Genomic DNA, 26,985 nt, shown 5'->3' on the forward strand with positions numbered 1-26,985 from the left:
AAATTAAACCATACATGCCGGGAATACAATTACGGCATAATCATTAACATACGGCATATTTATGCCCTATTAAAAATAATCATATTATGTACGATCGCAAAATCATAAAGGAATATAAATGTGGCATGGAAGTTACGATGGAAATTATTGGCGGTAAATGGAAGCCCTGCCTTATTAACTATATCCATTCAGGATTAAAACGTCCCAATGAGCTACAAAAGGCTATACCTAATGCATCAAGGCGTGCACTAAACATCCAGCTAAACGAATTGGAACAACACGGTATAATTTCAAAAAAGATATTTCCAGTATTACCTCCTAAAGTAGAATATTCACTTACAGAAGAAGGTAAGAGCCTCTTACCAATTACCTTAGAAATGGATAAGTGGGGAATGGCTTATAAAGATAAATTCCTTGCAATTATATGTAATGTTAAAGATAAAAATGAAGTTGAGGCTTAATTGGGAATATTCCAGAATAGCTCCCTACTTAACGTTTAACAATGTGAAAATGCGTAATAAATGTTAGTGAGGTTGTGCCATAACAAATACATAAGTACTTAAATCTCCTATTTCAAATTCTCTAAAAATGTCAAAATAGGCACTAAGTGTTCGATTCCAATCCCTGACAGCCCACAAAAAACTCCATTAGAAATAATGGAGTTTTTTTTATGTCTAATAGTTTATGGAACACATTACCTACATCCTTTTTAGCGGAATTAAAAATAGATATTATATTGGTTTCACTTCTAATTTAGAAGAACGTATTATTCGACACAATCAAAAAAGCAAAGGTTTTACCGGCAACGTAAATGATTGGAAAGTTGTTTATATCGAAAAACACGAAACAAAAGAATTAGCTCAACAAAGAGAATTACAAATCAAATCTTGGAAAAGCAGAATTAAAATTCAGGAACTAATTTCAAAAAAATATTAGTTCAGCTGGTTCAGAGCATTCCGATTCTATCGGAAGTGGTCGGGGGTTCGAACCCCTCATCGCCCACAAGAAACTCCATTAGAAATAATGGAGTTTTTTTTATGTCTAATATTTTCCCTCCTGTAATAGGATCAAGTTCAAAAGTTGGAGGTCATATAAAAGATTAGATAACCTCAACAAAAAAAATAGCAATACACAAAAAACTCCATTATTTCTAATGGAGTTTTTTATGTTTATTTTTAAGATTACCAACCCTGCGTCAATCCGTTCTTTACGACTTCTTCGTATTTTTCTTTATCGAAACTATATAAATTTGGAGCTTTGTGCGCTACATTACTCTTCTTCTCGTCCAACTTTGTCAAGATTCCGATTGCCATTATCTTTCGCAGAAAATTTCTACGGTCGAGTTTTCGTCCCAATATGGTTTCATATAATTTTTGTAATTCCGGAATAGTAAATTTTTCGGGAAGCAAATTATATCCTACCGGCATCAAATTCAACTCCATGCGAAGGGTTTCCAATGCTGTATCCAGAATTTGTCTGTGATCCAAAATCAATTCCGGTACCGCATTATGGTCAATCCACTCCACAATTTCATTTTTGCCTTCAGGCTGCGGAACCGTTTGTAAAAAATCGACTAAGGCATAATACCCAACCGTTACAAAACGACTAGCATACCATTTTCCTTCGTCTAAAGGGATTCCGTAAAAATCCAGAACAGCATTACTAACATCAACACTACACCTTCTAGCTGCTCCGAAGGTAGAAAACTGCCTCAGAAAAATCCCTTTCAATCCTGTTCTGCCATGTAACACAGTTACGGCAGCCTCATCAATATCTTCATTTACAGGTACAAAACCGCCAGGCAAAGCCCATTTATCGCTGTACTTTGTTTTTATCAATAACACTTTGAGTTGATTGTCATGAAATCCGAAAATCACACAATCTATTGATAAACCCGGCTGATATTCTTCCTTGTTATCTAAAATGGTTTTTAACATGTGATTTATTCTAGTAATTAATATACCCTTTGAAAGACGCAATTTAGTTTATTTTTTTTAAGAAAATAAAAGTGCGCCCAATTTTGAAAACTCGTCATTCTTGCTTTTTGGTTTGAACCAAAAAAATATTTCGGCAAAGAAACAAATCCATTCAACAAGAAAACATATTTACACAAAAAAATAGTAAAAAAAAATCATTTACAAAAAAAATTGTGAAATTTTATAGTGAATGCATTGTGAATCAAAAAAAGATGTACATTGCGTCAAAATAACACATAAGATTATTATTTAAAATAGTTACCAAAAAACAACCAAATTAAAGACTATGAAAAAAATCATTTTACTACTTATTGGACTTGTATTGTCTTCACAATCGTATGCCCAAGCAGTAGATTATCGCGCTAAGGCAAAAAAATTAGTTTCTCAAATGACCTTAGAAGAAAAAGCTTCTTTGTGTTCCGGTGAAACAGCTTGGTCCACAAAAGCCATAACCAGACTAGGAATTCCTTCTATTTTTATGACTGACGGACCACATGGTTTACGTAAAGCGGAAGGTTTTGACTTTACCAACAGCGTTCCTTCTACGTGTTTCCCAACTGCATCTGCACTTGCTTCCTCATGGAATCCTGCTTTGGCACAAAAAATGGGAGAAGCTTTAGGAATCGAATCTCAAGCTAACGATGTTCAAATATTATTAGGACCAGGAGTAAATATGAAGCGTTCCCCTCTTGGTGGGAGAAACTTCGAATATTTTTCTGAAGATCCAGTTCTAGCCGGAAAAATTGCTATCGGTTTTATAAATGGAGTTCAAAGTCAAGGTGTGGGAACTTCCATGAAACACTTTGCAGCAAACAGTCAGGAAGCTGAACGTATGTCTAATAGTTCTAATGTTGACGAACGTACCTTGAACGAAATATATTTTCCAGCCTTTGAAATGGCCGTAAAAGAAGCACAACCTTGGACGGTAATGTGTTCATACAATAAACTTAATGGAACATACGCATCTGAAAACTCCTATTTATTGAATCAAATGCTAAAAGAAAAATGGGGCTTACAAGGCTTTGTAGTTTCTGATTGGGGCGCAGTAAACGAAAGAGCTCTAGGAGTTGGTGCCGGATTGCATTTAGAAATGCCTGCAAGCGGAGGTTTTAATGATAAAAAAATTGTTGAAGCTGTAAAAAAAGGAACTTTGGCGGAAGCCAGATTGGATGAAATTGTAACTGATTTACTTGCCATTACTCTAAAAGCAAAAGACAGCCACAAAAAAGGAATCGTTGTGGACAAAGTAAAACACAATGAATTAGCCAGACAAGTAAGTGGCGAATGCATTGTTCTATTGAAAAACGACAATGCGATTTTACCACTAAAATCAGCTTTAAAAAAGATAGCTATTGTTGGTGATTTTGCGAAAAATCCTCGTTATCAAGGAGCAGGAAGCTCACAAGTGAGACCTACACAAATTGTAAATGCACTGAATGAATTACAAAAAATGGCAAAAGGAACTCAATTTTCCTTTTCAACAGGGTATAATACTGCTGGAGAAACAGATGATGCTAAAATTGCTGAAGCAGTTCAAAATGCAAAAAATTCAGAATTAGTGATTGTTTTTGCTGGTTTACCGGACAGTTATGAATCAGAAGGTTTTGACAGAAACAACATGGACTTGCCTGCAGGTCACAACAAATTGATTTCAGAAGTAGCAAAAGTTAACAAAAACATTGTAGTGGTATTGATGAATGGCGCTGCTGTTTCTATGCCATGGAAAAACGATGTTGCTGCAATTGTCGAAGCGTATCTTGGTGGTCAAGCCGGTGGTGGTGCAATTGCTGACGTGTTGACTGGAAAAGTAAACCCTTCCGGAAAATTATCTGAAACCTTTCCTACACGCTTGGAAGATACTCCAACTGCAATGGATTTCCCTTCAAAAGACGGAAATGCAAATTATGGTGAAGGAATTTTTATTGGATACCGTTATTATGACAAAAAGAAAATCGAACCTAACTTTCCTTTTGGTTATGGTTTGAGTTATACCTCTTTTTCGTATTCTGATATTAAAGCCAATACTACAGCAGCTAAAGATTCTGATGCAATCACCATATCAGTAAAAGTAAAAAATACAGGTAAAATTGCAGGTAAAGAAGTTGTTCAACTTTATGTTCATGAACAAGAAAGCGAAGTATCAAGACCCGAAAACGAACTGAAACACTTTGAAAAAGTAGCATTGCTAGCCGGAGAAGAAAAAACAGTTACATTTCAATTGACTTCACGTGACTTTGCTTATTTCAATTCAAAATCTCATGATTGGGCTATAAAATCAGGGAAATTTGACATCCTTATTGGAAGTTCCTCTCGTGATTTGCCTTTAAAACAAACCATCACTATTGAATCTACAAAAGCTGCAAAAATAGTGCTGACACGTGAATCATTATTTAAGGAATTCAAAAAATCTCCAAACAGTCAAGCGATATACGAACAACTGGTTCAAAGTTTCACTGGTGCCAATAAAAAACCAGAAACGGAAGATGAGAAAAAAGCAGCTTCATTTTTAGAGGCAATGTTAGCCGATATGCCAATCAATAAATTTCTTTTATTATCAGGAGGAAAATTCACAGAAGAAAATCTGGATGGTATTTTGAAAGCTGTCAACCAAAATTAAAAATTGTTATTAATTGTTGTTAAAAAAGTATTGAAAAAGAATTTAATTGGATATCGTCTATAGAGCACATCTAAATTAAATTCCCTCTCATCAAGTCTATTTCCCTAATTAAATACCATAACTACAAGTTCGTTAGGCAATAGATGTAGAGTCAATACTTTTTTTTATTTTAGAACTCAATCGACAGTATTCTTAGAAATACTGTCGATTGAGTTTTTTTTATTTCACTAATTCAAAAGTCGTTTTTAAACGAATATCTGAAGAAGAAGAACCAATCATCAAATCAAAATCTCCCGGCTCAGCAATCCATTGTAGTGCAGTATTGTAAAAAGATAACTTTTCTTTGTCAATGATAAATTTGATGGTTTTTGTTTCACCCGCATTCAGTTTTATCTTTTGAAAATCTTTCAGTTCAATTATTGGTCTGACAACTGATCCTACTTTGTCTCTCAAATACAACTGAACTACTTCTTCACCAGCTACTTTTCCAGAATTTTTCACGTTTAATGAAACCTCGATTTTTTCAGTATTTTTAATTTTATTTTTGGATAATTTCAAATCTGAATATTCGAAAGTGGTATAACTCAATCCAAAGCCAAAAGGAAATCTAGGACTATTTTTTAAATCAGTATACGCAGAAACATAATTGGAAGCCGTTTCATTAGGAGCTGGTCTTCCTGTATTAAAATGATTGTAATAAATAGGAATTTGTCCTTCTTCTCTTGGAAAAGACATTGGCAATTTTCCCGAAGGATTGTAATCGCCAAACAAAACATCAGCAATAGCATTACCTGCTTCGCTTCCTAACCACCAGGTGTAAGCAATTGCTGGGACATTATCTGCAGTCCAATTAAAAACAAGCGGTCTTCCCGCATTAATCAAAACCACGACAGGTTTCCCGGTTGCTTGAATCGCTTTTACCAGTTCTTCCTGAACTCCAGGCAAATGAATATTACTGCGACTTTTAGCTTCGCCACTCATATCTGCTCTTTCACCAATACTCAAAATCACAACATCGGCTTGATTGGCAACAGCAATTGCTTCCGCAAAACCATCTTTGTTATCCCCTTCAATTTCACACCCTTTGGCGTAAAGCAATTTAGTTGAACTACTTACTTTATTTTGAAAACCTTCCCATTGCGAAACCACTTGTTTGTCATAATCTAGTTCTGGCAATTCTACAGCCCAAAAACCCATATTTTGTTTGTGCTCTTTAACCAAAGGTCCAATAAAAGCAATTGTTTTTGTGTCTTTGGAAAGTGGTAAAATGTTTTTCTCATTCTTCAATAACACGATACTTTTTGCCGCAATATCCCTTGCTGCTTTTCTGTGCTCCGGATTGTTCAATGCAGCTTGCTCTCTCTCCGGATTCGAGTATTTATAAGGATTATCAAAAAGTCCTAATTCAAATTTTTTGCGCAAAATTCTTTTTACGGCATCATCAATCAAGGCAATTGGCACTTTATTTTCTTTAACCAACTCCGCTAAATGGTATCGATACGCATTGCTTTCCATATCCATATCACTTCCTGCAGTTATGGCTTGTAACGCGGCTTCTTTATTGTCTTTTGAATATCCGTGATTGACCATTTCTCCTATCGAACCCCAATCAGAAACTACAAAACCTTGAAAGTTCCATTTTCCTTTAAGAATGTCTCTTTGCAGGTATTTATTTGCTGTAGCTGGAATTCCGTTAATATCATTAAACGAATTCATAAATGTTGCGGCTCCTGCATCTAGCGCTGCTTTAAAAGGAGGCAAATACGTTTCCCAAAGCATTCTTTCGCTCATATCTACTGAGTTATAATCTCTCCCGCCAACAGCTGCTCCATAGGCTGCAAAATGTTTCACGCAAGCCATTACCGAATTGACATCACCTAAATTACCCTGAAAACCTTTGACTCTGGTGTAAGCAATTCTCGAACCTAAATAAGTATCTTCTCCAGCACCTTCCATTACTCGTCCCCAACGCGGATCACGAGAAATATCAACCATGGGCGCAAATGTCCAGTGAATTCCACTTGCCGATGCTTCTACAGCAGCAATTCTTGCTGAAAGTTCCATCGCTTCTAAATCCCAACTTGCAGCTTCTGCTAAAGGAAGTGGAAATGTAGTCTTGTATCCATGCACCACATCCTGACCAAACAACAATGGGATTTTTAATCGAGATTGCATCGCTAATTCTTGATACTGTCGCGTATATTTAGTTCCTAAAATATTCAACATCGATCCAATTAAACCTTTTTTAATTTCGGTTTCCTTATTTGGATTTATGGTTATAGGTCCAGTCGCTTGATTGTTTCCCGTATATTGATTAAGTTGTCCAATTTTCTCTTCGAGTGTCATTTGCTTAAGCAAAGCATTCACTTTTTGGTCAACTGTTTTTTGTTGGGAAAACCCAATAAAAAAAACCAATAAAAGAACTGTAGTTCCTATTTTTTTCATTTCAAATTTCTTTGTTGTTTCACTAGCTATTTAGAATAGTATGAAACGAGTTTATAGTCTTGTATGCCTTTATTTTTTTGCTTTTTTAAATTCCAAAAAGTTCAAATTGAAATTTCCTTTTTCGAAATGTACTTTAACTTTATTCGTCCCTTGTTTTAAAACCACATTTTTTAAAATCACCGTTTTCCAATTGTCTTTTCCGCCTGAAGATGGAATTGTTATTGTTTCAGAGATTTTCCCGTTTTCATCTTCTAAATAAAGTTTTCCACCTGAAGCCTCACTCGCATAACGAATAGCAACATCAAAAGTAGTTTTAGCTTTCACCTCAACGGTGTATTGCAACCATTCACCATCTTCAATAAAAGCAACCTGAAATCCATTTGTCATTGTATCATTGCAAGACTCAATATCAACTCCATCATTTCGCATCATTCCGCCTTTGTTCCATTTAGTAAACTTTGTCCCGTCATAATTAGCGACATCTTTATCCAAATAAGCGTATCCGTTTTGTCCTAAATCATATTCAGTTGCGAATACTTTCCCTGGCAAAGAATGTTTTTTGTATTTCTTAGTATCGGTTGTTTGAACTTGTCTGAACATGGCATCAATCACATCATATCTGATGGTCAGATTTTTCATTTTGAAGTTTTCAGCGATATCCATTACTCCTTTTTTGGCAAAATCTGCAGTAGGCTTCGCTCTTTCATTATTCCAATATTTCAACAATTGATCGTATTCCGGAGTTTTTGTAACCGAAGTAACTCCAGCTAAATTTTCAATTTTTTTCATTGGCCAAAAAGCCCAACCAATATTATTTGCCTCCACTAAAGAAATAGCTTCCTTGAACCAAACATTAGAATTTTCTCCACTTTCTCCCAACCAAATTGGGACATTGTATTGGGTTCTGTAATCCAACATTTTTTGTATCGAAGCTGTGTCATTTTGGTTCCAATATTTATGAAAACTCAACGCCATATTTTCATCCCAAAGCGGAAACATTCCGTTGTAATTATTTCCCCAGCAATTCCCTTCAATGAAAATTAAATGATTTTTATCGATGGCTCGAATGGCATTTGTAACTCTAACTTGCAAGGCTTTTAAAGGCGCATTCGATGTTTCATCACAACCATTTTGATTTGTTCCCGTAAAATTCCAATTTGGTTCATTGATAATATCATAAGCTCCTATCCAAGGATTGTCTTTGTAACGCTCTGCTAATTTTTCCCAAAGCGCGACCATTTTATCCTGATTGGCCGTACTTTCCCAAAGTGATGGTTTTGCAGAATCATAATCAGAGATATTAGCGTCTTTTCCTTGTCCACCCGGAGCTGCATGCAAATCCAGAATCAGATATATTTTATTGGCAGCACACCAGTTTAATAAATCATCGGTCATTTTGAAACCTTCCTCCAGCCAAGTATTCTGACCGGAAACCGCTTCTTGTTCAAGAGGCAATGTGTATAAATTGTAATGCATTGGCAAACGAACAGAGTTGAAACCCCAAGCCGCCAATGAATCAATATCTCTCTTTGTTATTCCATTTGCTTTATAGGCATCATAAAATTCTTTGGCGTTTTTGGCACCAATTAAATCCGTTATTTTTTGCTTAATTACATGTTGAGGACCTGCAAATGAACCGGTTTGAAGCATATATCCTTCCTGAACCATCCATCCGCCCAATCCCAAACCACGCAACACAATATTTTTCCCGTTTCCATCGACAATTTCTTGTCCTTTTCTATGTAAAAATCCCTGTCCAAACGAGGCAATTGAAAAAGAAATAAAGACCATTAAAACTATTTTCTTCATAAAGTAGGTTTTAGAATAAGACCGTTTAAAATTTAATACACTAATGTTTGAATCCCATGAGCAGGAATTACAACAACCGTTTTCTCAGTAGCAATAATTAAATTATACGTAACACTTTTATCGCTATGATTCATTACTACAGTAACCATTTTTCCATCTTTATTAAGGAATGAAGTACTTATCAAACTGCTTCGGCTTACTGCTGTACTGACTCTTTTAGCATCTGGTCGAATGAATTTTGAAAAATGTCCGATGTAATAATACGAAGGTGTGTAAATTAATTCTCCTGAATTAGTATCTGCATGAATGGGTGCAAAACAAAAATTCCCTACGTGATTTGGTCCGCCATTTTGGTCCAAAAGAATATTCCAATCCGTCCAACCCACAGTTCCATTATTAAAATCATTAATCATAGAAGTTCCATATCGTTCTCCGTTTGCCCAAAATTGGTATTTCTTAGCATCAAATTTTTCGACGCAACCTTCGGTAAACATTAAATTTTTAGATGGATAGGCTTCGTGTACTTTTCGAACATTATCAAACATTGGTTCACCTCCTGCCCAAGTTTCGTACCAATGAAATCCCATTCCCCAAGCATATTTTGAAGCTTCCGGATCAGAAAAAATAACATTGGCTCTCTGGTTCATCAAATCACGGTTGTGATCCCAAACCACAATTTTTTTACTTCCTAAACCTTCTTTTTTCATTGTTGGCCCAAGGAAATTCTTCAAGAAATCTCTTTCGGCTTCTGCAGAATACACACATGATTCCCAGGTTTGGGTTGCCATAGGTTCGTTTTGAACAGTTAATCCCCAAATTGGCATTCCCTCTTTCTCATACGCTTTGATAAATTTCGTATAATAATTTGCCCAAGATTGATAGTATTCCGGAAGTAACGTTCCTCCTTTTAGCATGTTGCCATTGCTTTTCATAAAAGCGGGAGGACTCCATGGCGAAACATAAAGCAATAATTTTCCACCAGCCGTTTTTATGGCTTCTTTAAGCATTGGAATGCGATATTGTCTGTCGTGATCAATATTGAACGTTTTTAAATCCTTGTCTCCATCTTTGATATACGTATAGCTTCCGCTCGAAAAATCAGAACTATGAATGGTGGTTCTCAATAACGAATACCCAATACCTTTTTCTTTATCATAGTAGGCATTCAAAAGTTCTTGCTGTTTCTCTTTGCTCAATTTTGCAAAAACCTCAGCACTGGCATCCGTGATTGCTCCGCCTATTCCCATGAAGTTTTGGAATGTTTTAGTTGGTTCCACAAAAACAGAAATCTCTGTTTCTAAAGGCTGTTTGGAACTGCTAAAACTCAATTTATCGGTTTGTGTTAATCGCAACTTTGTATTTTCTGCTGTAGTATAAACGGTAATCGTTTTGTCTTTTGTAGAAAAAGATTTAAGTTTAGCTTGGCTTTTTTGCTGAGAAAAAGCAAAAAAAGATGTTGCCAAAAGTACTACTGTCGTTATTCTTTTCATGATATTATTATCTATTTTATTTACCAGATATACGTTCCTACCGAACCTGCTTCGAGTGAAGTTTTTACCCAGTTTCCATTGTATTTGATATTGAAAATTTCGGAAGTGTTTCCATCATTTTCAACAATTAAAACTTTTTTCCCACTTGGCGTTTTAAAAGCCACATTGTTTAAATTTCCACTAAAGTTACTCGAAATTCTCACAGAACCGGCAGGAACAAATTTAGAAGCATGGGCAATGATATAATATCCTACATTTCTTGTAAAACTATCACTGCTGTTAATCGTCAATGCGCCTTTACAAGTGGTACAACCGCCCGGAGTATTTGGTCCAAAAGAAGCATTATTGGCTAAGTTCCATTCTAATGCTGTTTTACTCCAATTACGCATCGAGCCGATAATTACATTTTTCACATGCCATTTCAAATCCCCTTCAAAACTTCCTGTAGAAGACGTGTATTGCTCCGTGAAATAGATGTTTTTATTGGGAAAAGCACTGTGAACTGTAGACAAAGCACTTATATCTCCTTCGTACAAATGAAATGCAGAACCATCAACATAAGGATTTGCTCCTGGATCATTCAGCACTGCAATAGGATATTCCGGTTTGTTGCAATTATGGTCGTACGCCACAATTTTAGTCGATAAGTTTGCAGTTTTGAAAGCAGGACCTAAATGATTTTTTATAAAATCAGCCTGATGCAATGCAATCATCAACATACTTGGATTATTGCCCGGATGCAAGGGTTCGTTTTGAGGCGTAACAGCATCAATAGCAATTCCTTCGGCTTTCATAGTTTGAATGTATTTTACAAAATATTTTGCATAAACCTCATAATATTCCGGCTTCAAGCTTCCGCCAACAAAACCATTGTTGTCTTTCATCCAAACTGGAGGAGACCACGGAGTAGCCATTATTTTAATATTTGGATTGATTGCTACAATTTCTTTCAGCATTGGAATCAAATCCGTTTTATCTGGTGCTAAACTAAAATTGTCCAGATTCATATCCGTTTGCCCGCTTGGTAAATCATCATACGTAAATGGCGCGGCATTCAAATCGGATGCACCAATGCTAATTCTTAAATAGCTTATTGCAATAGAATTGTCATTGGTTCCAAATAATTCTTTTAATAATTCTTGTCGCTTTTGGGTATTTAATTGATTAATAACCTGAGCGCTTCCTCCTGTTAAGGTATATCCAAAACCATCGATTGTTTGAAACACTTTAGAATCGTCAACCTCAATATTAGCATAGGTATTATAGGCTGTGCCAAATGCTAAAACTGATGTTTGTTTTTGAAGCACCGCACTTTGATTGCCTTTTGTCAACCAAAAATCCATTTCATTTGTGACTGCCACTGGCGGAGTTGGCGTAGGTGCTGGAGCCGGATCAACAGTATCTCCAGACGGAGAACACTTTGACATAAGCAACGTAAGGGTTAATACAACTAAAAATTTCATAGTGTTTTTTATAGTGTTCATAATTTATTTAAAGTTTACTTCAACATAAACCGGCAAATGATCTGATGGATATTTCAAGTCTTTTGAATCACTCAAAACGGCATATTTTTTTACTTTCAAAATGCTATTCTTCGAAATAAAAATATAATCAATCAATTTAGTTACGGGTTCGTTGTGTTTAAAATTATTAAATGTTCCATAAGGCCCGAAAGGTTTCTCTTTCGAAACTTCTCTAGCGTCATCCATTGCTTTTTTAAGCAGTATTATTCTGTCCTCTTTAGGCTCTGAATTTAAATCACCCATAAGAATCACAGGATAATTTTTTGTGTTTAGTTCCTTAATTTTCGAAAGAATTAATTGGATTCCTTTGGTTCTGGCTTCTTCGCCTATGTGATCCAAATGTGTGTTAAAAATCCAAAAGAATTGTTTTGTTTTCAAATCTTTGAACAATGCATACGTACAAACTCTATTGTAGGCAGCGTCCCAACCTTTTGAAATTGTGTTGGGTGTTTCAGAAAGCCAGAACGTATTGCTTTCTTTAACTGTAAATCTTTCTTTTTTATAAAAAATATTGGACAATTCTCCTTGCCCAATTCCGTCTCTTCCAATACCTACATTATTATATTCCAGAAGTGAATTTGTAATATCAACAACCTGATTGGGTCTTGCTTCTTGGACTCCAAAAATATCAGGATTGTAAAATTGAATTTGAGAAATGAAATAATCTTTGCGAAGACTCCAAGCATTCTCTCCGTCACTGGCAACATCTAAGCGAATATTGTATGTCATCACTTTCAATGTTTGCCCATTAGAAAAAAATCCCATTAGCAGAAAAACTCCCGAAACAATTATTTTTTTTACCTGATTCATGTATACTATTTTTTGATGAATTAATATTTGATACCAAATATAACACTTCATTAGAGCTTCTATCCAACTTACAAACAGAAGCTCCCAATGAAGACCTAACTAAACAAAAATATAATTAATTGTAAACTCTAATATAATCTACCTCAAAAGTGGAAGCCGTAAAATTAGGATCTATTGCTCCGCCAAAATTCCCTCCCATTGCACAATTTATGATTAAGAAAAAATTCTGATTAAAAGGAAGACTAGCCGAGTTTGCAAACGTATAAAACAATTGATTGTCAACGTAAAACTTAATTGATGTTGCTGACCAATCTATTGAATAAATATGAAACTCTGTTGAAGCATTAGGAACCATAACCGTGCTTGTATCAGGTGTATTTCCTGAACGCCCGGGAGAATGCAAAGACCCATGAACCCTGTTTTGGCTGTTGCCAACATGTTCCATAATATCAACTTCTCCACATGCGGGCCAAGCAGTTGTGCTTATATTGCTTCCTAACATCCATAAAGCAGACCAAGTTCCAGCACCCAAAGCCAGTTTTGCCTTAATTTCCACTCTTCCGTATTTGAACGAAAATTTATCTTTTGAAAGAATTCGAGCCGAAGTATAATTGCTTCCGCTAAAACTTTCTTTCAGCGTTTTAATTTTTAACAAACCATCCTGAACAATTACATTTTCCGGTCTGTTCGTGTAATATTGGGATTCATTGTTTCCCCAGCCACCAGCACCTAAATCATAACCCCATTTTGAACTATCGGGAGCGCCATTGACATTAAACTCATCTGACCAAACTAAAACAGAACCCACAAAAACCGTTACTGAGATAGTGGAAGAAACAAACTGTCCTGAATTATATGCTGACACATATATAACATAGGTATTTGTACCCGCTGTTGTATAGGTATAAGTAAAACTTCCATTTGTTAGCTCTTTAGTTTCTCCATTACCAAGTAAAATTTTATAAGAAGTCGCATTAGTCGCACTGATGTTAAAATTTACTGTTCCGCTTCCATCGCCGTTTGGGTTTTGTGCAGTTGCACCAGCTACTGTTGCTGAAACCGAAAGATTTGAAGGCACAGTTACCGTTTCTTCTTCGGTATTATTACTACCACTGCATGATAACAACATGAAAAAATTAGCCAAAGCCAATAAAAACATATAATTCTTATTTTTCGAAAATTGAAGTACCATATTATTTCCCATCCTTTAAAAGCTTTTTATGATTAAAATAAAGCTCAGAATTTTTGACAATTCTGAGCTTACATTTTATAATTTATTAAAGTGCTGGTTTCAATTTTAGATACCAAGCATTTCCAGTTTCGGTTCCTTGTACTCTAAGATACATGTAAGTTGATGTAATAACCAAGATTTCATATTCTTTTTGAACTGCACCATATCCTATGAAAGTATCTACACCTGACAATAAAATACTCGTTTGGGTAGACGTTGAATTATCAGCATTAGTAACTACTACCGGCGCACCTGATGATGCGGGTACAAAACTAAAAGCAGAAGTTCCGCCTCCGTAATTATAACATCCTTCATCTCCTGAACCCGGAATACCCGGAAGAGTTGTTAGTGAACCTGTTTTTGTAAATGCACCGTCCGGAGTAGTAACTTGCAAGGAGTATGTTCCCGAAGCTGCAACTTTAGCAAAAGTAAAAGTGGCTGTGTAAAAACAATTTGCAGAAGCTACTTTTTCATTAACACCACCGGCCCACCATTCTGGTCTGATAGAAGCAACATTCCAAGGACCTACGCCAAGATGACCTGCTACACTTTTATCTACTACCCACCTTTTTGAAGCATTATTTGTTAATGCAGTAACAATTTCCGGAGCAACAGTAAAATCACTTCTTACAGTAACGTCTTTAGTAACATTAGTAGAAGATCCTCCTTTGCCATAAGCTACAACAGTTATTCTATAAGTGTTTACCCCAACAGAAGTGTATTTCTTAGTAGCCTTACCTGTTGGTAAATAAACTAAATCCAATGGAGTACTTGCATCATAATCGATTTTATACGAAAGAGCATTGTCTCCTGTCACCGAAATTTTTACACTTCCAGAACCATCACCGTTTGGATGCGTCGCATCTACTCCGACAACCTCAGCATTTATGACAACATTTGCTGGTGCCGATAATTCCCCCAAACTATACTCTTCTTCGTTGCAGCTAATAAATGTTAGTGCTACTATGAAAAGCCCTAAAATGTATTTGATATTTGTTTTCATATTTTTTTTAATTAGTTAATCTAATATTGTCTATATAAATTACTTCTCCTGATCCTTTTGCTGAATCATCGTATCTAAATACAAGTTGAGTAAATTTGGCATTAGCCGGAATTGCTGCAATTGTACTGAAATCAAATACTAATTCTTGCCAAGAATTGGCAACAGTATTGGCTACTTTTAAAACTGCAACACCATTTGCAGGTGTTCCGCCTACTGCCCATTCTAATTCTACATTTAGATTTTTACCCACTTCTGTTGCATACATCAATAATTTGATTTTATTTCCAGTTGCAAAATCTATCGGAGAATCTAAAGGAGTATAAGTTCCACTCCAAGTTTCTGCTCCTGTTGATTTTGTATATTTCCAAACTGTAGCACTAGTGTTTAATCCTGTTGGAAAAGGATTTGCTATTACTGCAGTTGAAATTCCACCAAAAGTTCCACCAACTCCATAATTTTGAGTTGTTAATTCATAGGTAATTGGTAACCCGTACGCATTGTAAATAATAGTTGGTGTCGTTTTTTCGGTTTTGGCAGCGCCACCGCTTAACGCAACAACTTTTACATTATACGTTCCGGCAACTGCATAATCATGAGCAACTTCTCCATCAGTAGCTAATGGCGTTCCAACTTCATTAGGAACATCTCCAAAATAAACTAAATACGATTTTGCATAATCCGCTTTGGCTTTTACTTTTAAATTGTGAATGTTTTTATTTAAAGTAACCGCTAAGTTTTCTGGCGCTCTATACACAACATCTAACGGGAATGTTTGCTCAGTTGTCGATCCAGAAATTGATGTCGCAGTGATTTTTACCGTATATTTCCCTTCTGGATAAACATGGGTTGTACTTGCTCCAGGAGCTACTTTAACTGACGATACTGTTCCATGTCCGTATTCTACTTTGAAAGAAACAGCTCCATCTGCAGTAGGAGTTATTGTTACTTTTCCTGAATTATCAGTGCTGATGTCAAATATCTTATTGAGATTAGCCGATGATTCCGCACCTAAAAGAGCAGTATCTTCGTTGATTCCCTCCACAGTACAACTTAGAGCTACAAGCAGTACTAGTATAAAGCTGAAAATTAATTTTATCTTTTTCATAATTTTATCTTTTATTAATTATAGCCAGGGTTTTGTTTCAATTTAGTCCCTTGAAGTTCTCTTACTGGTATAGGAAAAATTTCATCTTTACCGGCAACGAAACCTCTGTTTGATAATTTAGACGCTGCATCACCCCATCGAACAAGATCAAAAAATCGGTGTCCTTCACCTGCAAGTTCCATTCTTCTTTCATTTTTAATGGCTGCAAGTGTAACCGGAACAGAAGGCAAACCAACTCTTGATCTAACTGCATCAAGTAAAGCTTGAGCTCTTGCTCCTGAACCTAATGCTTCGGCTTCCATCAAATAAGTATCTGCTAATCTTATGATATAAGAATTTTGTCTGTAATTCAATTCTGCTGCTCCACCACCAGTTCTTACATCTTCTTTTCTAGGAAGGAATTTGTTTAAGAAATATCCTGTATCTTGATATCCACCAATATAATCAGCTTTACCAGCTGCTTTTAAAACTTTCAAATCCAATATTGTAGCACCAAATCTTGGGTCTAACTTAATGGCGTCATATAAATCTTGAGTGATAACATTAAAACTCCATCCTGATGGTAAATCAGGTGCTGTTGAACCTGATGGTCTTGAATAACTTCTAGGGCCTACCATAACATTCAATGAATTCCCTTCGTCTCTACCTGAACCCCAGAATCCCCAGTCAGAATTACCGGCACTGGTGTGAGAAACTTCAATAAGTGACTCCGTATTAAACTTATTAGAAACTACCCATAAATCACTAAAATTGGTCAGCAATTTATTCCCATATTGATTTGTTCCACCCGGCGTACCATTTACTAAGGCAAGAATAGCTGCTGCTTCGGATTTTTTACCTTCTTGTAAATACACTTTTCCAAGCAATGCCTGTGCAGCACCTTTTGTTAGACGTCCAGATTCTGTATCAGCAGGAACAGTTGTTGGTAAAGTGGCTATTGCCTCAATCAAATCTTTCTCGATTTGAGCATAAACTGCTTCTGATGTCGCTTGCTCCACTTCATACATATTAGTAGCGGTCAAAGGCTCCAATAATAATGGAACATTCTTGAACAATCTAACCAAGTTGAAATAATACATGGCTCTCAATGCTTTTGATTCTCCTGCAAATCGCGCTTTCACATCATCTGGCATGGCAACACCCGGTAATTTCAATAATAAAGTGTTTGCTCTAAAAATTCCTTGGTAATGATCATTCCAAAAACTTCCCGGAACTATTGTACCTGTAAGTGTATGCGTAGAAAAACCCTGTATTCCAGCTCCATCTGTAGAACCACCTCCACCTGCGTAGAAGTCATCAGAACCAGCATTCATCATACCTACCATGTTTTCAAAACCACCCGTGTTTTTTCTAATCGCATCATAAACTCCTACCAAAGCTGCTGTAGCTTGGTCTTGATTCGCATAATAGTTATCCGAAAGAAATGACCCCTTTGGCGTTATATCTACAAATTCTTCCGTACAGGAACCGAATGAAACCACAGCTGCTGCAATAAATAAATATTTAAATTTTATCGTTTTCATAATTCTTGATTGTATTAAAATTGTAAATTAGCTCCAAGCATAAATGTTCTTGCTTGTGGATAAATTCCTTTGTCTATCCCGAATACACCGCCACCAATTTCTGGATCATAACCCGTGTATTTAGTTATAGTCAATAAGTTCTCGGCAGTTAAATAAAAACGTACTTTATTGGCTCCAATTTTACTCACCACACTACTAGGCAATGAATATCCAAGTTGAACTAGTTTAAGTCTTAGATAATCTCCTTTTTCCAAGTAAAAATCTGACATCTTTCCAAAATTTCCATTGGTATCATCATTAGTTAGTCTAGGATAATCATTTGAAGTTCCTTCACCTGTCCATCTGCTTAAAGCAATCGTTTGATAGTTTGCATTTCCTACATCCAGTCTTCGCAAGCCCTGGAAAATTTTATTTCCTGCTGCTCCTTGAGCAAATGCCATCAAATCGAAGTTTTTATAATCTAAATTTAAGGTCAGACCAAAAGTGTATTTTGGAATATTACTTCCTAAAAATTGTTTGTCATCATCTCCAATTGAACCATTACCGTCTGTATCTACCCAACGGAAATCTCCAGGACGGGCAGCTGGCTGAATCAAACCTCCAGATGAATTTGTATAAGCATCAATTTCTGCTTGATTTTGAAAAATACCTGCTGTTTTAAATCCATAAAATGAATTATATGATTGTCCAACTTGTGTTCTTGTTACTGCTCCCATAGATTGAAAAGAAGCATCGCCCACTAAATAATTAGAATCTGCTGCCACATAAGTAACTTTGTTTTCTAAGTAAGCAACGTTCCCATTAGCAGAGAAATTAAAGTCACCAAAAGTCTTTTTATATCCTAATTCAACCTCGATTCCTTTATTGTCCATATCGGCAACATTACCTATTGGACTTGCAGTCACACCTACATAACCCGGAATATTTATTGGACGTAAAATCCCTTTGGTTGATTTTTTGTACAAGTCTACAGTAAGACTTATGTCATTAAAAAGTTTGGATTCAAAACCAACATTTGCCTGAGAAGTTTCCTCCCATCTCAAATCTGGGTTATCAAGTGTAAGGTTAGCATAACCAGTCGTAATTGCTCCTGCGTTTCCAAAAGAATAATTATAACCACCTTCAACTAGAGAAAGGTATCTAAAATCTGGTATGGCATCATTTCCAACGACTCCGTATCCACCTCTTATTTTAAAAGTATTAAGTACTTTACTTTCTTTCCAAAAATCTTCTTTGGTTAAAACCCACCCTAAATTAAACGATGGAAATACACCGAATTTATTGTTACCACCGAAACGTGTAGAACCATCACGACGAATAATCCCTGTAAATAAATATTTCTCTTTGTAATCGTAATTCACACGTGAAAATAAAGAGTTCAATTTATGATGCGTAGAATCGTACGTATAACTGCTTCTGTCAGATTGTGGTATATCAAAGTTAAAAGAGGCATCTTTATAATTGGTCACAGGCAATCCAAACAATGTAGCACCAAGACCTCCACCAATATTATCAACATAAGATCCCTGACCCAATAAAACCGTTAAGTTATGATCCCCAAATTGATTTGTATACGTCAATATATTTTCAACATTCCACGCAAAACTTTTGTTTTCATATTTGCTGTAGTTATTTTTTAGCACATTTGAAGTTGCACTTAAATAGAAAACAGGTGTAAATCCTTGACCTCCCCATGTTGCTAATTTTGCTCCAAAAGTTGATCTCACTTTTATATGACTTGTTATAGCCGCTTCAATATATGCGTTACCAACGATGTCATCTGAAGTTCCATAACTTCCTAATCTTGTTTTGGCATAAGCCAAAGGATTCGTCATTTCTTGACCAACCAAACTTGAAATTCCATAAGGATTTCCGTTTGCATCACGAATTACAGGATTAGTAGCATAAGGCGCATCATTCGCTTTTACAGGATCCGTTTCTACCAAAGGAGTAGTTGGGTCTAAGTTGATTGCTGAACTTAACGGCCCACCAAACTCACTGTTTGTATTTCCGATACCAATTGTTTTTTGTCTCGAAAAACCCAATGTTTGTCCGAAAGTAAATACTTTAGATATTTTATGTGTTGAGTTTAAACGGAAATTCTTTTTGCTGTAATTTGATATTTCTGTTGAAACAATTCCTTCTTGTTCTTGAAGTCCAAAAGAAGCATAAAAATTAGAAACATCAGATCCACCGCTGATACTCAATTCATGTGAATAACGGAAAGCGCTTGTATTAAAAATTGCTTTTTGCCAATCTGTACCAACTCCTAAAGCAGATAAATTAGGGAATATTGCAGGTCCACCGGCCGCAACTGATTTTTCATTTAACAAAGCACCATATTGTGTGGCGTTCAGTAAATTTAACGTTTTTTCTGGAGATGAAATTCCTGAAAAACCATTGTAGTTCACAGAAATTTTTCCTGATTTTCCTTTTTTGGTTGTTACCAAAATTACTCCTGTTGCAGCACGAGTACCATAAATCGCAGCAGAAGCAGCATCCTTAAGTACTTCAATCGACTCAATATCAGATTGATTAAGGAATCCTATTCCACCACCATCTACAACAACTCCGTCTACAACCCAAAGTGGATTATTACCACCATCGCCAAAAGTAGTTACCCCTCTGACACGGATTGTTGATCCAGAACCTGGTTGCCCAGAACTGGCAGCAATAGTAACACCGGAAACTCTACCTTGTAAAGCTTGCTCGATACGACCATTTGGTACTTTCTCAAGATCTTTTGCTTTTACGCTCGATATTGCTCCAGTAACAACACTTTTCTTTTGAGTTCCGTAACCTACAACGACAACTTCCTGCAAGTTTTCTGTTGAAGATTTAAGTTTAACATCAACTCGACTTCTTCCATTGATAGCTTCCTTTGAAGTAATATAGCCTACATAGCTAAACTCTAAAGTGGCTTTTGAATCAGCCTTAATTTGATAGTTCCCATCAAAATCCGTAGCCGCAGCTTTGGAAGTTCCTTTAATTAAAACGCTTACTCCTGGGATGGGCAGCCCGTTTTCGTCATATACTTTTCCGTTTACAGTAACATCTTGTGCTTGTGCATAAACTGAGAATAGAATAGATAAAAGACAAAAAATGAACAGTTTTGTAAATTTCATATTTCTAAAAATTTTGGTTAATTAATTAGTAATTTGAAGCAATATTATCACTATTTTTTCTATATTCATTTTAATTATTTACTACAAAAACACATCAAATACATTTTTAATACTTAACAAAAACACATCAAAAAATTTATAAATACTTGTTTTTAAATAGATTAAATATTTTTTTGCTTTGTTATTTAAATGTTAATTTAAATAAAAACCACTACATTTATGAAATAAAGAGAAATTGCGTTTTATTTATTGAATTCATTGAAAAACCATCGTTTTATAAACAATAATAATTGCCCTTTTTTAATAACAATCAACTCATTACACTTAGACTTCAATCATGAGATTTACCAAACTCCATATTCTGATTTTTTTGATTTTATCATCCTTTACAACAATCTATGGACAGGTGAAAAATATTGGCTTGCCGGAAATTAGAAACTATAAAAGAACCGACTATAAAGGTGGTACTCAAAACTGGAACATAGATCAAGATAAAAACGGCAATTTATATTTTGCGAATAATAATGGTCTTTTCCAATTTGACGGATCATCATGGAAAAAATACAGTTTACCAAATTTATCTGCTATCAGATGTTTGAAGATTGATGACTCCGGGAGAATTTTTGTTGGAGGCTATGATGAATTTGGATATTTCAAAGCTGATTCTAAAGGAAAACTGGTTTATTTTTCAGTTTCAAAACTAATAAACAAGGACAACATCAAGGCAATTGACTTCATCTGGAAAATTCATATTCACAAAGGAGAAGTACTATTTCAATCGTTCACAAGAGCCTATATTTTCAAAAACCAGAAGCTTAAATTACTGGAATCCCCAAACAGATTTCAGTTTTCATTTCACGTAAAAAACCAACTTTATTTTCAGGATATTTCTGCAGGAATATTGGAATATAAAAATGGAAAATTGTTTCCGTTAAAAGGAACTACCGTTTTGAACACTACAGAAATCTGGGGAATGTTCCCTATGCCAGATAATAAAATACTTATTACAACTTTAGACAAAGGGCTTTTTATATATGACAATGAAAAAATCACTTCATGGAATACCGAAGCAAATTATTTTATCAAAAAAAACAGTTCCCTTGGCGGGGTAACTATAAAAGATAAGTTCATCATTCTGAATTCCGTATTAGACGGCATGATCATTTGCGACTTAAACGGAAATATAATTCAGCACATCAATCATAAAAAGGGATTGCAAAACAACACCGTACTGACTTCATTTATTGACAGTAAAAACAACCTTTGGCTGGGACTAGACAATGGAATTGCCTTTATTAATGAAAATTCTCCATTTACCTATTTTGGTTTCAGTTATGATTTAAGTACCGTTTATGCTTCTGCTGCTTATAAAGGAAACCTTTACGTAGCCACTAATCAAGGTCTTTTTTACCATTCTTGGAGCAATAGCATTAAAGAAGACACTTTTAAACTTGTTGAAGGAACTACAGGTCAGGCTTGGAATATTCAAGTGATAGACGATCAGCTAATCTGTGCTCACAATAGAGGCGCTTTGTTGGTTTCGGGAGGAAAAGTTATTAAAACATTAGACAACAAAGGGCATTTTGGCTTTAAGCCAATTCCTAACCGCCCTAATTACTTAATTGGGTCAACCTACTACGGATTTACCATATTTGAAAAAACATCCGGCGGATGGAGCTATAAAAATCAAGTAGAAGGATTTGACCTATCGGCCAATACATTTGAAATAGATGAGCTTAATTTATGGTTAAAAAAAGACAATTTACTTTACCAGCTAACCCTATCAGATGGTTTAAACAAATTTAAATCTATAAAAACACATAAAAATCTATCCAACTCAGTTAAGGGAATAGGGAGTTTACAACGAATGAAAAACAACGTATACTTTCAAACAGATAATCGTTTTTATAAGTATTCACAAGAACAAGATTTGTTTTTTGAAGATAAAAAAATTAGCGCGGTATTTAAAGATGTTCCAAAAATATATTCTTTAACTGAAGATAATTATGGTAATATCTGGTATATTTTCAGCGAATCATTAGGCGTTTTAATGAAACAGAAAAATGGCACTTATAAAAACTCTATTGCGCCTTTTTCCAGTTTAACAGGCAATCTCGTAAACAACTACATCTCCGTAAACACGATTAATCCTGAAAATATATTAATTGGTTTAACCGATGGTTTAGCCCATTATAATCCGAAACTACAGAATTATTCCGTGTCAAAACCAATAGCATTTATACGAAGTTTTTCTTATCCTGGAGATACAATAATCTTAGGAAACGGGCAAAATAAGATTGACATGCTCAAAATACCTTATTCAGCAAATCGCGTAAAATTCACGTTCTCGTCTCCAACTTATGAAAATCTGGAGAATGTAGAATTCTCCTACCAACTGGAAGGTTTTGATGATCGATGGAGCGCTTGGTCTTCCATTTCAATTAAAGAATACACTAACTTAAGAGAAGGTGATTACAAAATGAAATTAAAAGTGAGAAACAGTCATGGGATTCAATCGCAAGAAGCAATTGCTACTTTTACTGTTTCCCCACCTTGGTACAGGCATTTTTTGGCATATTTATTTTATCTTTTACTAATTGTTGCTTCTGTGTTTTTCATTCGCAACAGAGTAAAAATGAAGATACGAAAAAACAAATATTATGAGACAATTGAACAACGAAGACTTTATTTAGAAAAGGAATCAAAAATAAGACAGGAACAATACGAACTGGAAAAAGAAATCGAAAAATTAAAAAGTGACAAGTTGCAAATTAAGATTTTAGCTAAGGACAAAGAATTAGTCAATAATTCGCTGCAAGTAGTTAAGAAAAACAAAATCCTAAATGGCATCATTTACAAATTAAAAGATATCAATGTCGAATCTTTTGATGATTCTACCAAGTTTCAATTTACAAAATTGAATAAAAGCATCACCAAAGAAGTGAATGCAGACAAAAGCTGGAAAGACTTAGAAAAACACATTAAGAATGTCCATTTTGATTTCCTGAAAAGATTAAAGGAAAAATATCCTACAATATCTCCTCGAGAACTGGATTTATCAACCTATCTATTAATGAATATGTCAACGAAAGAGATTGCCGAAATCATGAATATCTCAAACGGAGGAGTAGAACTGGCACGTTACCGATTGAGAAAAAAACTAGGACTCAATAAAAAAGAAAATCTAATTGGATTTCTAATGAGCATTTAATAAAAACCAAAAATGCCATCATAAATTACTATGATGGCATTTCTATTATAAAAACAGCTGTTCTTTATGTCAAGAAATTTAAAGTTCGCTCCAATGCCATTCCCCTGGATCCTTTTATCAAGATAGTACAATTATTGAATTCAGTCATTGGTAAATGATTTGAAAATTCTTCAAATGTATTGTAAAACCAAAAGTTGCTTTTTTCAAATTTATTGGCATAAAATGCTGAACCGATAAAATAACATTTCACGTTATCTTCATTCGAAAGCAGGTCAACTATTGCTTTATGCTCTTGCTGACTTTCCCTTCCTAACTCAAACATGTCTCCCAAAATCATTGCTTTATTTGAACTCTCTAACTGCAGAAAATTCTCAATAGCTACAGCCATGCTGCTCGGGTTTGCATTATAGGCATCCAGAATAATTTGGTTAGTTCCTTTTGTCAATAACTGCGATCTGTTATTCTCAGGCACATAGCTTTCTAAAGCTTCTTTTATTGCGATATCATCAATTTTAAAATACTTTCCTATAGTTAGCGCCGCATTGATGTTATTGGCATTGTACAAGCCTATTAAATGCGTTGAAATAGTTATATCAGAATAGTTTATTGCCACAAATGGATTTGCTTTAACTGAGGTAATATTTACATCCGCGTTTGTTTTATTTATGCCAAAAGAATAGGCCTTTAACGACATTGACTTTTCAACTTGAATAGGATCTTCCAGATTTATAAAAGCAAGTTTATCATTTACAGAAAGGTACTGATACATTTCGCTTTTTCCTTCAATCACTCCTTCAACACCACCAAAACCTTCTAAATGCGCTTTTCCAAAATTAGTGATGTAGCCATAATCCGGTTTTGCTAATTCACATAGAAATTCAATTTCTTTTTTGTGGTTCGCCCCCATTTCAACAATTCCAATTTCTGTTTCTGAATTAAACGAAAGCAATGTCAACGGAACACCAATGTGATTGTTAAGGTTTCCAACGGTAGCTTTAATATTGAATTTTTTAGAAAGAACAACATGAATCAGTTCTTTGGTCGTAGTTTTTCCATTACTTCCGGTAAGGGCAATTATAGGGAGTTTTAAATATTCACGGTGGAACTTAGCCAACTCCTGTAAGGCTATTAAACTGTCATCAACTAAGATTGTTCTTTGGTCAATAAAATAAGATTCATCGTCAATTATTACATAAGAAGCTCCTTTATCTAATGCTTCTTTCGCAAATGTATTAGCATCGAAACGCTCCCCTTTTATGGCGACAAATAAGGAGTTGAACTCAATCTTGCGGGTATCAATCGAAACCGATTTACATTTTAAAAATAAACTATGAATGTAACTAATATCCATTTGAAACGATTTAAAAAAATAAAAGCCCTAATCAAAGGGCTTTTATTTTTATTTTATAAAAAAAATTAATTTCTAGCTGTTTTTTTCTTGTCTGCTTTAGGCCCTACTCTAGACATAGCACATCTAAAACCGATGTAATCTGTAGCCATATCTTGTGGAAAATACCTTCTTTGAGCAGGATCTAACCAATAAGCTCTATCTCTCCAAGAACCACCTTTATAAACTCTAACTTCATCATTTATTAAAGTTGTTCTCTTGCTAGATTTATCATATTTTCTAACCATTTTACCTAAACTGTCTGTAGTAACATTGTGTTTAGGTGAGTTATACATGATTTTCTCATCTTTTTGTTTTTCAGTATCCGCTTCAGAAGATCCAAAGTTATAATATCTAGTAGATTGTTTATCACCATCTCTGTAATTAGTATTATCACTTTTGTCGAAATTCTGTCTCAAATACGTCTCTTTTTCATCAACAGGAACTTGAGCAATTTGACCCGGGAATTTTCTGGCAACTATTCTACCGTTACTTAAAGTATCAAATTTCATATTCTCTTTGGTAACAATTTCAACCTTACCGTCTGCCCCTATTTTATTTTTAGTGTATTGATTTCCTCTAAAATAATTGAAGTCATTCGCTTCATTGTCGATTATAGGTCTGTAAACGTCTTGTACCCATTCAGCAACATTTCCAGCCATATCATACAATCCAAAATCATTTGCAGGGTATTTTTTAACTTCATTGGTAATATCTGCACCATCATCGGACCAACCTGCAATTCCACCGTAATCTCCATTACCTTGTTTGAAATTGGCTAACTGATCTCCTTTACTTTGTCTTTTACCTGAACGAGTATAACCTCCTGACCAAGGGTATTTTTTTTGACCTTTATAGATATTGTATTCTCTTTGTCCTACATCGGCAGCAGCTGCATATTCCCATTCTGCTTCAGTTGGTAGTCTGTATTCAGGAAGAAGTATTCCAGAAGAGCGCTGTGCATAAACATTTTTAGGTTCAATAACTTTACCGTCTTTTCCAGCTTTAGGAGCTTTTTTACCTCCATTTTTTCCTTTTAATACAATTTCTTCATTTCCTCCGTATGCCAAAGTAGGTGAATTCAAATACGTTTCTGTATCAAAATTACTGTCAGCCGTTACATCTAAAGTCTTTGCATTCTTTTTAAGATATCCGTTTTTTTCCAAAAGTGCTTCATTTACACGTTGCGTTCTCCAGTTACTGAATTCAACTGCTTGAATCCAATTTACTCCAACAACAGGATATTCTGCATAAGAAGGATGTCTTAAATAATTATTAGTCATCGTTTCATTGTAACCCAATCTATTTCTCCAAACTAACGTATCAGGTGAGGCGCCTTCGTATATGTTTTTATAATTTTCTTCAGTGGGTGGGTAAACACTTTTCAACCAATCTAAGTAATCTAAATACATAGAGTTTGTAACTTCAGTCTCATCCATATAAAAAGACTGAACGTGTTGTTGTGTTGGCGTATTATTCCAATCATGCATAACATCATCCTCTACTTTTCCCATAGTAAATGTACCACCTTCCACAAAAACCAAACCTGGCCCTGCTTGTTGTTTTTTACTTGAACCTGCTTTTTTGCTGTCCATATTCCAACCGGTTGCTCTTGAGGTGTTTTTGGAGCTGGACTTTTTACTGCAACTGGAAAAACCAATTACTAACAGGATTGATATCAACAATCGTAAGCCCATAATTTTGTTTGCTTTCATACTCTTTAGTAGGTA

17 protein-coding genes are annotated in these 26,985 nt (G+C 35.1%); 4 read left to right on the forward strand and 13 right to left on the reverse strand.

What is annotated here, in order from left to right; genetic code table 11:
- Nucleotides 1–86: 86 nt before the first annotated feature.
- The gene (locus Q1W72_RS06200; protein ID WP_302137651.1) at nt 87–461 is read left to right on the forward strand and encodes a helix-turn-helix domain-containing protein; all 375 of its coding nucleotides are present in this window, start codon (nt 87–89) and stop codon (nt 459–461) included.
- Nucleotides 462–684: 223 nt separating this feature from the next.
- Nucleotides 685–936: a GIY-YIG nuclease family protein gene (locus Q1W72_RS06205; RefSeq protein ID WP_121340920.1), complete on the forward strand. Its 252-nt coding sequence runs from the start codon at nt 685–687 to the stop codon at nt 934–936.
- A 245-nt stretch (nt 937–1,181) separates the two neighbouring features.
- Here Q1W72_RS06205 and Q1W72_RS06210 read toward each other — a convergent pair whose 3' ends face one another.
- A complete protein-coding gene (locus Q1W72_RS06210) occupies nt 1,182–1,937 on the reverse strand; it encodes an NUDIX domain-containing protein (RefSeq protein ID WP_121340919.1) in 756 nt (251 codons plus the stop codon).
- A 325-nt stretch (nt 1,938–2,262) separates the two neighbouring features.
- Between Q1W72_RS06210 and Q1W72_RS06215 the strand changes: the two genes are divergently transcribed.
- Nucleotides 2,263–4,593 carry a glycoside hydrolase family 3 C-terminal domain-containing protein gene (locus Q1W72_RS06215; RefSeq protein WP_199074746.1) on the forward strand — a complete coding sequence of 777 codons (2,331 nt, stop codon included), beginning with the start codon at nt 2,263–2,265 and terminating at the stop codon, nt 4,591–4,593.
- A gap of 219 nt (nt 4,594–4,812) precedes the next feature.
- Here the strand turns inward: Q1W72_RS06215 and bglX are convergent, their stop codons facing one another.
- The 10 genes from bglX to Q1W72_RS06265 form a co-directional block, all read right to left on the reverse strand.
- A complete protein-coding gene (gene bglX / locus Q1W72_RS06220; protein ID WP_099713528.1) occupies nt 4,813–7,038 on the reverse strand; it encodes a beta-glucosidase BglX in 2,226 nt (741 codons plus the stop codon).
- 69 nt (nt 7,039–7,107) lie between these two features.
- Nucleotides 7,108–8,847: a cellulase family glycosylhydrolase gene (locus Q1W72_RS06225; RefSeq protein WP_302137653.1), complete on the reverse strand. Its 1,740-nt coding sequence runs from the start codon at nt 8,845–8,847 to the stop codon at nt 7,108–7,110.
- A gap of 32 nt (nt 8,848–8,879) precedes the next feature.
- Nucleotides 8,880–10,337 carry a glycoside hydrolase family 30 beta sandwich domain-containing protein gene (locus Q1W72_RS06230; protein WP_099713530.1) on the reverse strand — a complete coding sequence of 486 codons (1,458 nt, stop codon included), beginning with the start codon at nt 10,335–10,337 and terminating at the stop codon, nt 8,880–8,882.
- 20 nt (nt 10,338–10,357) lie between these two features.
- Complete coding sequence (locus Q1W72_RS06235; protein WP_302137654.1) at nt 10,358–11,821, reverse strand: glycoside hydrolase family 30 beta sandwich domain-containing protein; 1,464 nt, start codon at nt 11,819–11,821, stop codon at nt 10,358–10,360.
- A 3-nt stretch (nt 11,822–11,824) separates the two neighbouring features.
- Complete coding sequence (locus Q1W72_RS06240) at nt 11,825–12,670, reverse strand: endonuclease/exonuclease/phosphatase family protein (RefSeq protein WP_302137655.1); 846 nt, start codon at nt 12,668–12,670, stop codon at nt 11,825–11,827.
- A gap of 115 nt (nt 12,671–12,785) precedes the next feature.
- Entirely contained in the window at nt 12,786–13,874 is a 1,089-nt protein-coding gene (locus Q1W72_RS06245) for a family 16 glycosylhydrolase (RefSeq protein ID WP_302137656.1), read from the reverse strand.
- Nucleotides 13,875–13,947: 73 nt separating this feature from the next.
- Nucleotides 13,948–14,904: a hypothetical protein gene (locus Q1W72_RS06250; protein ID WP_099713531.1), complete on the reverse strand. Its 957-nt coding sequence runs from the start codon at nt 14,902–14,904 to the stop codon at nt 13,948–13,950.
- A 7-nt stretch (nt 14,905–14,911) separates the two neighbouring features.
- Nucleotides 14,912–16,009 (reverse strand): hypothetical protein, encoded by a 1,098-nt coding sequence (locus tag Q1W72_RS06255; RefSeq protein ID WP_143394869.1) that lies wholly within the window; start codon nt 16,007–16,009, stop codon nt 14,912–14,914.
- Nucleotides 16,010–16,023: 14 nt separating this feature from the next.
- Nucleotides 16,024–17,532, reverse strand: a complete 1,509-nt coding sequence (locus Q1W72_RS06260) for a RagB/SusD family nutrient uptake outer membrane protein (RefSeq protein WP_302137657.1) — start codon at nt 17,530–17,532, stop codon at nt 16,024–16,026.
- Nucleotides 17,533–17,546: 14 nt separating this feature from the next.
- Nucleotides 17,547–20,657 (reverse strand): TonB-dependent receptor, encoded by a 3,111-nt coding sequence (locus tag Q1W72_RS06265; RefSeq protein ID WP_282718653.1) that lies wholly within the window; start codon nt 20,655–20,657, stop codon nt 17,547–17,549.
- 337 nt (nt 20,658–20,994) lie between these two features.
- Between Q1W72_RS06265 and Q1W72_RS06270 the strand changes: the two genes are divergently transcribed.
- Nucleotides 20,995–23,868 carry a triple tyrosine motif-containing protein gene (locus Q1W72_RS06270; protein WP_099713535.1) on the forward strand — a complete coding sequence of 958 codons (2,874 nt, stop codon included), beginning with the start codon at nt 20,995–20,997 and terminating at the stop codon, nt 23,866–23,868.
- 64 nt (nt 23,869–23,932) lie between these two features.
- Here the strand turns inward: Q1W72_RS06270 and murF are convergent, their stop codons facing one another.
- Both murF and gldJ read right to left on the reverse strand, forming a co-directional pair.
- Nucleotides 23,933–25,219: a UDP-N-acetylmuramoyl-tripeptide--D-alanyl-D-alanine ligase gene (gene murF, locus Q1W72_RS06275; RefSeq protein ID WP_302137660.1), complete on the reverse strand. Its 1,287-nt coding sequence runs from the start codon at nt 25,217–25,219 to the stop codon at nt 23,933–23,935.
- Nucleotides 25,220–25,284: 65 nt separating this feature from the next.
- Nucleotides 25,285–26,970: a gliding motility lipoprotein GldJ gene (gene gldJ, locus Q1W72_RS06280; protein ID WP_099713537.1), complete on the reverse strand. Its 1,686-nt coding sequence runs from the start codon at nt 26,968–26,970 to the stop codon at nt 25,285–25,287.
- Nucleotides 26,971–26,985 lie beyond the last annotated feature (15 nt).

Origin of the sequence: Flavobacterium sp. ZE23DGlu08 (assembly GCF_030505335.1) — a bacterium.
Taxonomy (GTDB): domain Bacteria; phylum Bacteroidota; class Bacteroidia; order Flavobacteriales; family Flavobacteriaceae; genus Flavobacterium; species Flavobacterium algoritolerans.